At 45.1% G+C, this 12,957-nt stretch carries 6 protein-coding genes; 1 reads left to right on the plus strand and 5 read right to left on the minus strand.

Annotation, left to right across the window (positions count from 1 at the left end; all coding sequences use genetic code 11):
* The 5 genes from H8S64_RS13775 to H8S64_RS13795 all read right to left on the minus strand — a co-directional run bounded on the left by H8S64_RS13775 (position 1) and on the right by H8S64_RS13795 (position 10,477).
* Entirely contained in the window at positions 1-3,549 is a 3,549-nt protein-coding gene (locus H8S64_RS13775; RefSeq protein ID WP_176554917.1) for a SusC/RagA family TonB-linked outer membrane protein, read from the minus strand.
* A 149-nt stretch (positions 3,550-3,698) separates the two neighbouring features.
* On the minus strand, positions 3,699-4,880 hold the full coding sequence (locus H8S64_RS13780; RefSeq protein WP_186976712.1) for a FecR family protein: 1,182 nt from the start codon (positions 4,878-4,880) through the stop codon (positions 3,699-3,701).
* Between the two features lie 195 nt (positions 4,881-5,075).
* Positions 5,076-5,675: an RNA polymerase sigma-70 factor gene (locus H8S64_RS13785; RefSeq protein WP_176554918.1), complete on the minus strand. Its 600-nt coding sequence runs from the start codon at positions 5,673-5,675 to the stop codon at positions 5,076-5,078.
* A gap of 21 nt (positions 5,676-5,696) precedes the next feature.
* On the minus strand, positions 5,697-8,306 hold the full coding sequence (locus tag H8S64_RS13790) for a hypothetical protein (protein ID WP_186976714.1): 2,610 nt from the start codon (positions 8,304-8,306) through the stop codon (positions 5,697-5,699).
* Positions 8,307-8,323: 17 nt separating this feature from the next.
* Positions 8,324-10,477, minus strand: coding sequence for a cation:proton antiporter (locus H8S64_RS13795; RefSeq protein WP_186976716.1), 2,154 nt, complete (start codon positions 10,475-10,477; stop codon positions 8,324-8,326).
* A 115-nt stretch (positions 10,478-10,592) separates the two neighbouring features.
* Here H8S64_RS13795 and H8S64_RS13800 point away from each other — a divergent pair, with 115 nt between their 5' ends.
* Positions 10,593-12,956: a GH92 family glycosyl hydrolase gene (locus H8S64_RS13800; protein WP_186976723.1), complete on the plus strand. Its 2,364-nt coding sequence runs from the start codon at positions 10,593-10,595 to the stop codon at positions 12,954-12,956.
* Position 12,957 lies beyond the last annotated feature (1 nt).

The raw sequence follows: 12,957 nt of genomic DNA on the forward strand, positions 1-12,957 counted from the left end.
CTATAAATTTAAATTAATTGAAAAATTATACGATGGAAGAATCGGTACATTCATGGAACCGGCTTCCGGATCTTCTTTATGCAACCGTTTATTCTTTATCACAAACAGATTCGTTCCCGTCAAACTGAAAGACAAAAAGGATAATTTCACGTTTGACAATATCTTCTCGGGCACTTTATAGGTCAAAGTCATCGATTTGCAACGCATGAAATCGGCACTCACTACTCGATGCTGGGAAGCATCCCACATTTCATAGATATTACTTGTTCCACCGGGGTGTATGCAAGATGCCGATTCCGTGGGACGCAAGAAACCCGGTTTGTTGGTCGTATTTTCATCCCCGGATTTTCTCCAGTGTTCAACAAATTCCACGGGCAAATTTGCATCGAATTTCGGAACGGTAACCGTATATTGCCCCTTCTGATAAACCGTACGCAACCGCTTCATTGCTCCCAAAGCAAAAGCGAAACTCGAATTAAAGGATAAATTCCGATAGGATAGGTTCACGTTAAATCCTCCTACTATATCCGGATTTTTACTACCGGAATGTACCAGATATTTCATCGGATCACTTCTTAATTCTTCTTTCGTGTAAGAGGTGTTTTCCCCTAAATCAAAAATAGGCATTCCATTGCTTCCCAATTCTTTAAAGTTCCACGACCAGAAAGAACCCACGGAGTAACCTGAAAAAGCGGAATACCCGTTCAAATAACTCAAGTACACATCTCTATACCCGGGACGTTTAACCTCGTTACGCGTAAAAGCCACGTTAGCCGACAAAACGAAGTTCCAATCTTTTGTTTTCACGACATTCCCCCTCAATGACAATTCAACACCCTCATTAGTCAACTTACTATCATTAAAATAAGTTTTCTCAACCCCGTACGCCAATGGCAATTGTCTATCATATAATACCTTATCACCAAATTTGATATAGTATTCCGCTGATAGCGAGAATCTGTTTTTCCAGAATCCCAAATCCACTCCAAAATTCACGGTACGCGTCTTCTCCCAATCCAGATCGGAATTGGGGATATTTCTCAATTGTAATTGGAATTCTCCCACGTAAGGATTTATCGCATTATTTCCGGTCAGATACCCGGCTATCAATTTCGGACTCACGCCATACACCACGTTTCCCTGAAAACCGTAGCTCACTTTCACGTCGAGAGCACTTAACAAATTCTGATCTTTCATCCACTTCTCCTCCAACATGTTCCAACGACCACTCACGCTCCATATAGGAGAGAAACGGAACTTCTTGTTCTCACCGAAGCGATTGGTTCCATCCACGCTAAAACTAGCATTCAGCACGTAACGACGTTTGTAATCATAAACCAATGCTGCCATTACTTTCACGGCATTGTTGGGTCTGTCCGAAAGTGTCACGCGGTGTTTCGACGTCGAAGAACCATAATTATTGCCTAAAAAACCGGAATCATCTTTATTATATTCATAAAAAATAGTCTTTCCCCTGTCCGGGAAATAACCATAATCACTGGAATTAAAGCCACTGCTTTTCTGTGAAGAAATTTGACCTCCACCCATAAGATTCAACGAGTGAGCCTCCTTCCACACGTGGGTAAACCGAAGTGTTCCGCGAAGTTCCCATCGGTTATTATCCTGATCGCGGCGTTGGTAATATCCCCCGTACGGGTATTGGGAAAGCTTACTTTCCATTCCCCCGATATCGACAGTACCGTAATCATACCCTCTTTTTCGTGCCATATAGGCACTTTGCTCCGTGGCGTAACCAATCTCCACTCCATGTGCCTCCTTATAAGCAAAAAGCAGTTCGCCCCGTAAACCCTTCCAAATATCCATTTTCAAATTTGCAGAAGCAGAAAATTCCGTTGTCTGGGTTTTCTTGGAAGTGTTTGCCAACTCGTCGAAAATATTAAACGTGATCGGGTTCTCGAATTTATATTTTATCCCGTCAACATCCCCGGATAAAGATTTTATCTCGGTGATATAACGCTCGTCAGGAGCAATCGTTCTCGATGTCTGCAAGGCATAATACATCGGGGTAGTTCCCATGAAACCCCATACTTTACGGCTCGAATAACCCATTTTTAAATCCGCTTTCAACCATTTAGCCAATTCCGTGTTCACCCGCACGTTAGCCGTGTAACGTTTCGTGTCGTCACCTTTTTGAGTTCCCCGGTCATTGGCAAGTCCCAATGAAACATAATACGTTGTATTTTGATTTCCACCGGAAACTGACAACGAATGATTATCACTTACCGTGTTCTCGAATAGCAAATCAAACCAATCCGTGTTAAGTTGCTCGCGGTATTGATACTCTTTCAAGGCATCCTCCAGTGACCCTTTCCCGTTCAAATAATCAATCATGGTTTTCTCGAAACCGTACTGTGGCAACACTTCAAACACAAGGCAATCGTCAAACATCTCTTTCGTGATAGCCATTCTCTGTTTAGAATTCATCATGTTAGCCGACTTCCGGTAACTCGGACGCTCCGTGAATTTCAAATTTCCCGTGTACGACACCGTCATTTTTCGGGCACTTCCTTTTTTAGTAGTAACCACAATAACCCCGTTGGCCGCTTTCGTTCCATAAATAGCGGTAGCTGCCGCGTCTTTCAGAAAAGTGATACTTTCAATATCCATCGGGTTCAAACCGGAAATGGCATTACCGAACATAGAGTAATCTTCCCCGTCCGACAAAGCCATTATATCTTCATTCGACAGGTTCATGATATCTTCCTGAATCACCCCGTCGACCACCCATACCGGAGCGGCATTACCCAACAATGTTGCCGTTCCCCGCATTCTCACCTTTGGCAAAGAAGAAGGACTGCCGGAACCATACAGCAACATCAAGCCCGGAATTTCACCCTGTAGAACATCTTCCACGGAAGTAGCTCCCGGCACCATAACATCTTCCATTTTCACCGTGTAGGTCGAAGCTGCCGACAATTCTTTGGCAATAGTCTGGTAACCCGTTACAACAACTTCGTCTACCTCTTCCACTTTTTCCCGCATCACAATCTCGTATACCATCACTTTCGTCACCGGAACAACTTGCGATTCCATTCCCACGAAACGGACAAGTAATTTCTCTTCTATACCGTCCTTCACGTTGATAGAAAAAAATCCCAGCGAATCCGTCACGGTTCCCTGTCGCGGGTTACTTTTCAAAAACACCACAACTCCCGCTAACCGATGCCCTTGCTCGTCTTTCACCACGCCATGAATCCTACGCTCTCGCTGTTGTGGTTGACTAACCGTCGCTTTCTTTGCGGATATCAATATCGTTTTATCAGAAATCTCGTAAACTAAATTAGTATTCTTCAGGCAGAGTTTCAACACTTCCTCCACGGTCGCATTTTTCACCTTCAGATCGACTCCTTTCACGGCTCTCACGTCCTGAATATTATACAGGATATAATACCCGGACAACGCGCGCAACTCCTTCAGCACCTGTTCCAGTGTCGCACCTTTCACTTCCATTTTAATTTGCTGTTGTCCCAATCCCGGCAATGCAGACAGCAAAGTCGGGAACAGCATCATGATTACAATTAGTCGCATCACTCGCAAAATTTTACTTTTCCACCCATGCAGGTGAACAATTAATCCTTGTTTTTTCATACATTTGTTACGTTTTTAATTTATTCTCGCGTCAATTGCCAAACCGAGGCGAGTTTAATTACAATCTGTCCGATAAGATTTACCCGATCTTATCGGATTTCTTTTATCACGATATTTCGACCCTTAATCGTGTAGTCCACGTTCTGGGTCTTTTTCAGCATATCCAATATTTTTGAAATATTCTCGTACTTCCGGATCACCCCGTAAAAAGTCTTTTCCCGCAACACGGGCGACTCGATCGTGATATCCACGTCATACCAACGGGCTAATTTACGCATCATACTCTCCATATTCTCCTCGTCAAACACAAAGAGCTGATCTTTCCATCCCACGTAACTCTCCACGCTGACTTCCCGGCTCTCGATATTCCCCGTGCGTACATTCATCTCTGCCTGTCGTCCGGGAGTCAGCACCACCGGTTGTCCCAGCTGCATTTCCGAAGTTACCCGCACACTTCCGTTTACCAACGTAGTCTGTATCACGGGCTCATTCCGATAAGCCATTACATTAAACGCGGTACCCAACACCCGTATTGCCATACCTTCACAATGTACCTCAAACGGTTTTCCCGTGCGTGTCACCTCGAAATAGGCTTCACCTTCCAGATACGCATCCCGTCGCTCACCCGTGAAAACCACCGGGTAACGCAACCGGGTTTCCGAATTCAACCACACCCGTGTCCCGTCTGCCAGTGTCAATCGATACTCTCCCCCGCGGGGAATAATTATCGTGTTGTACTCCAACTTTGTCCCCGAAACATTTCCATCCACTTGATAAGCGAGTATATTTGAATCATTCTTTACCGTTATTCCGGCCATACACGAAAGGTCTTTTGCCTCTCCGGCTGTCAAATCTATCCTGCTGCCGTCAGCCATTTCCAATATAGCACGTTCTCCACCGGGAAGCACATCCGCCACCACCGGACTCGGCTTCTGTTCTTCGCCCGTGAATAAAAGGAGTCCTACAGCCAGCAAAGGTATCAATAACACAGCAGCCACCCGCACAAACCAACGTATCCGTCGAACTTTTCGTCCGGTCTGCCGCACGCCGGGCATTACCCTCTCCTTCACCTTTTCCAAAGAATAAGCCTCATATTCCCGTAATCTTCCGGCAACAAATTCCGCCTCCGTCACCCGCTCGTAAAAAGCCTTGTGTTCATCACTTTCCGCCAACCATTCTTCCAAAGCTTTCTCTTCATCCGGAAGAATAATTCCTTTCATTCGGGCTGCAATCCACGAAGCTATCTTCAAATTATTCTTGTCATTTACCATACTTGCATTTCTACCATTTGAACAAATAACGACTACCCTATCAAAAAGAATGACAAGTTTTCCATTTATTTTCAAAAAAAATAATCCATCTTAAAAATCAACCGATATGAACGAAACAAAATCCGATATAAATTCTTGGAAACGACACCGTGTTTTACACGGATTTCGCCATACCGGATTATTCGGCAACAATCTCTACAGCCATAAAAAAGCTTCCCCGAAAACCACTAACACGACTCCTGCACCAAAACGATTTTTCAAGGTCGTCATCGCCCGTTGTTTTTGTGTTTTCACCGTGTGGATAGATACTTTCAACGTGTCGGCAATCTCTTGATTACTCAAACCTTCCAATCCCAATTTGAATACCCGGGCACATTCGGTCGGCAATTCTTCTATCGCCCGATAGAGTTGCCCCAGCAATTCCTCCTCGATCATCTTCTCGTCCAAAGTATCTTCGCTCAACTCCCGAATCAGCTCGTTTTCATGCTTCTCTATCACTTGCTGATGCTTTAATTGATCCAAACACTTATTCCGGGCACTCTGGTAAAGAAATACACGAATCGGCAGTAAAGCAACAAAATCTTTCCGCCGCTCCCACAAACTCATAAAACTTTCCTGTACAATGTCTTCCGAGAAAACATCATTTTTCAGAATAGAGTTACAATAAAAATAAAGAGACTTGCCGTAAGTTGTCAACAAGAAAGCCAAAGCTTCCTCATCGCTTTCCCGGAGTCTTTTCACCAGATAATCCGGCTCTTCCCGAAATCTCTTGTTTTGTAAACTTCTATCTATCACGATGCATAAATTTATACAGGATCATTTCAATATTAACGGTATTCGCTTCCGGCAAATAATTCCATTTGTCGTAATTCCCTCCACGGTAACGGTATATTTCCCGTAAGTATCAGCGGTATAGAACGACAGCTTTGCCGGATTTCCCTTGTCTATCGTCACAACCGGCTTCCAGTAAATCGTGGAACGTTCGTCATAGCGGTTGTCCTTGCGTACGGAATCCACGTCATATTTCGGTACATAGAATTCATCCGGTACTTGATACCCCAGTAGCTTAAACGGTAATACGTTCGGACGTCCCAAGGGTTTCGGAGTCCATCCCGGTTCCGCTGAAATAATCAACACCCCGTTCGCTCCTCGTTCGCCAAAAAAGATCTGTCCCTGCATACGGTCTAACAAAGAAATATTCCGTAACGCACCTACCGGAATCAACCGGATTTGATCCATCGGCTCCTCGAAATCATTCACCAGTACATAAAGTTTACGCCCGAACTGCTTGAAACAATCTTCCCCCTCGTCATCCTTCTCGAAAGTGACACCGGGCAACAATTGGATAATCTGGGTAATATCGAACATCCCATTCTCGGCAATTTTGGCGGAATCCAACTGGTGGTTCGCCAGATTATCATAGAACGAGTAGGACTTCTTGATTTTCCGCCGGACGACTTGCACCTCGTCCAACACGTATATTTTCTCGCCATTCTCGTAATAGTAATTCAACCCGTGTTGCTTGTAAAATTCCTCTTCTTTCTTTTTCTCCTGCATATTATAGGGTAAATCATAAACGGCAGGCAGAAATTCATCCTCATCCACTCTCACGGTAACACCCCGACGCCCCTTCGCGCTCAATGCCTGTACCAGAAAACTCGTGCTGTCATGGAATGCTATTCCGTCCACGACAAAATTTCCCGTTTCGTCCGTTTCCACCATACGGCAAAGCCCGTAATTGGAAATCAACACGATATTCGCTCCTTTTGACTTCTTCCCCCAGAAATTATTTACCCGTCCGGACACGATTTGTCCGATTTCCAACGGGAATTTCATTTCAGAGAACTCTCCTTTAGCAATCTTGGAAATGTCAAAACGGGTCCACCCGTGAGTCATCATCACGAGGTCAAGGTGTGCGGCAACCTCCGGGGTCGTATCGTTAAAGTAATACGCGGGATGATCTATATACCCCTTTATATCGGAAGTCATCAGCAGATTGGACAAAATATTATCCTCCAGCGAATCCTGCACCACCTTATCATTGTCCGTGACAGAAATTGAAAAAGAGCCGTCCAGATATCCCTTGAAAGGTTCATCGAAATCAATTTCCATCTCCACCAGTTCCCGGCTGACATAAGTCGGTTTATTCGTGGTGATCTTCAATTCGGGACGTTGTTTGAGCTTCCTGAAAAACAAACGCTGGCTATACACGTTAGCATCCCCGTCCATCAACACGATATGTGAAATTCCCTCCGGAATAACACTCATATCGATACTTCCTTTCATTAATCCGTTTACCCGGTTGGACCCCAGAAGCATACCGCGGCAATGTACCAGAACATACAACTCTTTCGGTAATTTCGCATTCACGGCCTTAATTACCCGATAATGTAACATGGAGTCCTGCCCGATAAGCGAAATACCCCACCCGTCGTCAGAAACCTTGGGCAAATCAAATCGCTTTTCTACCCCTTCTTCCGTTCTCATGACGGCATAAAATTTCTTACCCGGATTCACCGGTAACTTGAAACATCCCATCCCGTCATGTACTGTTTCTATCGTGGCAATCACCACGGAATCCTGATATACTTCTCCGCTGGCATGAACGGCACGCCCATCCGCCCCGATAGCCTTGAACGCCACTTTCTGCCAATTATTGGACAACAACGAACCGCCTTCCGGGAAAAACTGCACGTCAAAATCCCGCAAATGGGCAGGTATATGAATATATCGCTTGAAAGGAAACGGACGTCCCTCCGGAAACTCCACCTCTATAGTTTTCATCGTGGTGTCAATCTTCACCTCGAATTTCCCCTCCTTATCCGTCCGGGCGTTTTTCTTGGAATACTGATCCTTTTTAATTCCGGCAATATAGGTCAGTAAAACCCTATCATAAGGCTCTCCCTCGCTGTCCAGCAACCGAATCGTCGCCGTGTAATTATTCTCCCGGTTTTTCGTGTAAGTCACATCCGTCCACACCTTAGAATCTTTCGGATTTATAACCCGTATTTTCTTCTTGAACAGGAAATCCTCCCCTTGATTCTGCATATAGTAAGTATATCCCCGCAAACAATAATCCCCTTGTTGCAAATCCTTCGGGATGTTCACCTGACCGTAAAAAGAGGAATCCCGTGACACCACCTTGATACGCTGCACGATAGAATCCCGTCGGTCTACCAAATCAACATACACGAATCGACTGTACACGATAGGCTGCAAGCCCGCCGCATGAACAAGATACGCCCGAAACCAGACTTTTTCCCCCACGTTATAGACACTTTTATCCGTGTGCAGATAAAGTTTTTCCTGCTGCAATTCCCGAATCTGTGCCGTGAGGTTACTCAATAACTTTTTCTCGAACGGGGACATTTCCTTAAACGCATAAGCCAGTAAAATAATCCCTAAAATGACAACGACTTTTTTCATACACCTACCACATAAAATTATTTATTCCTTTTAAACAGACTCCTCATCACGTCCGCCAAATCATCCAGACTATCATGTGAATCCGCGTGCGGTATACTCTTTAGCGCTCCAAGTTCCTGTTCACCTATACCTATTTGCATCGGGTAAATCAAAATACAACTATGCCTATTGAAATATTTGTTCAGATACGTCGGCACCAACGTCATGTTTTTCACGTAAGACGGGTAATTCCGACGGCTCATCACGATCATCAAAGCATCGTTCTCCTTCACATCACGGGAAATAATCAGGAAATCATCCCAATCGGCAAATTCATTAAATTCGACTTCAACAGCATGTTTCGCATTCACTTCCTGCAAGACCGACAACACCGAGGCATCAGCATAAAATATAATTTTACTACTCGAATTTTTAGCAATATTCCATATCCGTATCACCCAATACGGAAAACCGATTTCCCGTTCGGCACGAGGGGGAACTACCACGATATATCGTTTGATTGTCGATAAGGGTTGCGACGGACGGTACACCAAAGTAGTCGTCGCACATTTCGACAAAACCCGGTCTGTCAGATTACCTAGGAAAGTATCCGATATCTCGCCCTCTTTACGGAGTCCCAACACGATATCCGTGATCTTATGTTCTTTCGTGGCATTTTTAATACCGTTCACCACGTCGTCGTCGTAGCGCAAAGAAGTCACTAACTGGTTGTCCGTGGCGGCTGCCGCTTTCGTGGCTTTTTCCAATAACAGATTCGCTCTTTTTTCTGCCGTCGAATCACCCGTGTCCGCTTTAATCACGTTCAAAGCGGTCATGACCGACTTCGCTTTCTTTGATTTTATGGTTACGGCAAGATTGACCAACTCTTCCACGTTCTCGATATTACTCAACGGGATCAATATCCGGTCTTCCGCATCCTCGTCACTTTCCATCTCTTCCTCGGCAAACTCCGCCAAGGCTACCTCTTGCGCCCCTTTCTGCGTGGCAAAGGAAGCGACAATACAAGTCACCAGAATCATCACGATCGTACCGTTCAACACGCTCTCGTTCAGCAAACGAATCGGTTCCCCGTTCGGTGTCGTCCCTAATATCACGTTATACCCGACCAACACGGCTGCCAAAGTTGCCGCGGCTTGTGCGTTACTCAACCCGAAAATCAACGTTCTCTCCGAACTCGTGAATTTAAAATTCCGTTGAGTCAACCATGCCGGAATAAACTTGGAAACCGTGGCTACCACCGTCATAACTACTGCTACCCATATCGAAGTCAGATCATTAAAAAACACGTGAAAATTAACCAGCATCCCGACTCCTATCAAAAAGAACGGAATAAAAAGAGCGTTTCCCACGAACTCGATCCGGTTCATCAAAGCGGAAGTATTCGGAATCAGACGATTCAATGCCAACCCCGCAAGGAATGCCCCGATAATTGCCTCCAACCCGGCGGCTTCCGCCAAGAAAGAAGCCAAGAAAACCAATCCCAGCACAAAAATAAATTGCCCTACCCGATCATCATAACGCTTGAGATACCAATGTCCCACGACGGGAAAAACCCACAAGACAATAAACGCGAACAATACCGTCGAAACTCCCAGTCTGATCCAAAAACCTTGAGTCAGTTCCCCGGTAGACATTCCGACAATCACCGCCAACACGAGCAAAGCGAGCAGACAAGTAATAACAGTCCCCCCGATCGCAACATTAACCGCCCTGTTTTTCGTGATCCCGTATTTACTGACAATCGGGTAAGTCACCAAAGTATGCGAAGCAAACATACTCGCCAACAATATGGAAGTCGGATAAGAAAAATCCAATAAATAGACTCCCGCAAACGTTCCCAGAATCATCGGAATAAAAAACGTGTACAAACCGAATATTAAACTTCTCTTGCTATTCTTTTTGAAATCCGCCATGTCTATTTCCAGACCGGCAACAAACATGATATACAATAATCCTACCGTCCCGAACAACACGATACTGCTATCCCGATCCATAACGTGCAAACCGTAAGGACCTATCACCGCCCCGGCTATGATCAAACCGACAATATCCGGAATCCGGAACCGGTGTAACAAGAGAGGTGCAAACAGAATAATAAAAAGAATTACAGAGAATATCAACACCGGATTGGTCAGAGGCAATGTAACACTTAATATATTCAGATGCATCATAGGAAAAAAATTTAATTCTTTGCATTACAAATTTATTCTTTTTTAATGAAGAGAAAATCAAAAAAAGATAAATTTGTAGGCAAAATCATCAAAACTTTTAAAATAGCAAGTATCCATGAGAACTCTCATTAGCCTATTTCTGTTTATATCACTACTTTACTCGTGTCAAGACACGAACGTAAAAAAGCAACCCGTTGATTGGGTAGACCCACAAATCGGTTCAGTGCATTGTCGTTGGTTCTTCTATACACCCGCGGCACTCCCTATGGGTATGGCAAAATTAGCCCCGACGACAAACGCCTATGGAAGTTACGGAAGTTGGACTCCCTGTGGATATGATGACCGCCATCATTCAATCGAGGGCTTTGCCCATTTTCACGAGTTTCAAATCGGGGGAGTCGTGACAATCCCAACCACGGGCACATTGAAAACACTTCCCGGTTCTCTTGAAAATCCGGATGAAGGTTATCGTTCCCGCATCGACAAGAACACGGAATGCTCCACACCGGGGTATTATTCCGTGAATCTCACCGATTACAATATCAAAGCCGAACTCACGGCAACAACCCGCACGGGTTTTCACCGCTACACTTTCCCCGAATCATCGGAAGCAAGAATATTATTCGACATCGGACACAAACAAGGCGAAAGCGCAACCGTGACCGACGCAGAAGTAACCTATCATCCCGAAAGCAACGAGGTGACCGGTTGGGTGGAAAACTATCCGGTTTACGCCATTTTCTGTCAGCCGGAGGGAAAAGTGAAAATCTACTTTGCCGCCAAACTGGATAAGCAACCAGAATCCGTCGGTACATTTATCAATGACAAGATTACCGAAAATTCTCACGCCGTGCAAGGTCCCGGATGCGGATTATTCTTGAATTTCAAGACAAAAGAGCAGGAACAGATACAAATGCAGGTAGGACTATCCTACACGAGCATTGAAAACGCCCGCAACAATCGGGAAATAGAGTCAAAAGGCAAAACATTCGACAACGTGAGAAACAGCGCTCGCGAAACATGGAACGAAATGCTGGGACGCGTACAAGTCGAGGGTGGAACCGATGAAGACAAAACCAAATTCTACACCGGACTATACCATGCTTTACTCGGCAGAGGCATTGCCAACGACATAAATGGGCAATTTATTCAACATGACAAAACGGTCGGTCAAATTCCCTTGGATGAACACGGGCTACCGCAATACGCCCACCACAACACGGACGGCATGTGGGGCGGCTTCTGGAACCTCACGCAAATATGGACTCTCGCCTACCCGGAAATCTATTCCAGCTACGTGAAATCCAATCTCGACTTCTACAAAAATTCCGGTTGGTTACATGACGGCGAAGCCGCAGGAGTCTACACGAATGGCGTGCAAACCAACTTTCAAGGGCTAGTGATTTGTGCCGCTTATCAGGCAGGCATCCGGGACTTCGATATCCACACGGCATGGGACGCTGTGCGTAAAAACGAATTGGAATACATCGGCAGGGACATGGGTAACGGGAAATACGATAACGAATACTTTATCAAGAGGAGCTATATACCCCTGAAAGATTACCTGTACCCGAACGAATGGGTATGCAATTTCGGGGCATCCCACACGCTGGAATACGCATTCAGTTGCTATGCCGCAGCACAATTGGCAAAGGCCTTGGGCAAAACAGCCGAGTATGACACGCTGCTACATTACTCGCATGCTTACAAAAACCTTTTTGACCCCGAAACAAAATACATACGCCCGCGGGAAGAGGACGGCACATTCATGAAAGATTTCGACCCGATGAAAGGCTGGAAAGGATTCCAAGAAGGGAATGCCGCCCAATACACGTGGTACGTTCCGCATGACGTGAAAAATCTAATCTCCCTCATGGGAATAGATGTCTTCAACGAAAGATTGGAAAACACGTTCGCCGAGTCACGCAAGACTCTTTTCGGCGGCGGCAAAGAAATCGACAGTTTTTCGGGTGTCGAGAAACTGTACAACCAAGGTAATCAACCTTGCCTGCACGATGCTTGGTTATTCAATTATTCCGGCAAACCTTGGTTGACTCAACTATATAGCCGTCTAATTTGTGACGAGTTTTACGGACTCACTCCCGAACACGGCTATGGCTACGGGCAAGATGAAGACCAAGGACAACTGGGAGCATGGTACGTACTGGCTGCCATGGGACTGTTCGACGTGCAAGGGGGAACAAACATCACCCCGTCCTACCAAATCGGTAGCCCCAAATTCAACAAGATTACAATCAAACTTAACCCGAAATATTATTCCGGAAAAGAATTTATCATTGAAACGGAAAATTGCTCCCCGACAAACTATTACGTTCAATCCGCCACGTTAAACGGCAAACCGTTGGACGACTGCTGGTTCTATCGTAAGGAAATCATGAACGGCGGACATTTAAAATTAAAAATGGATTCTATTCCCAATACCCAATGGGGTATCGCATCCATACCCCACTCGAAATAAA

The organism is Butyricimonas hominis, assembly GCF_014287455.1.
Lineage (GTDB): Bacteria > Bacteroidota > Bacteroidia > Bacteroidales > Marinifilaceae > Butyricimonas > Butyricimonas muris.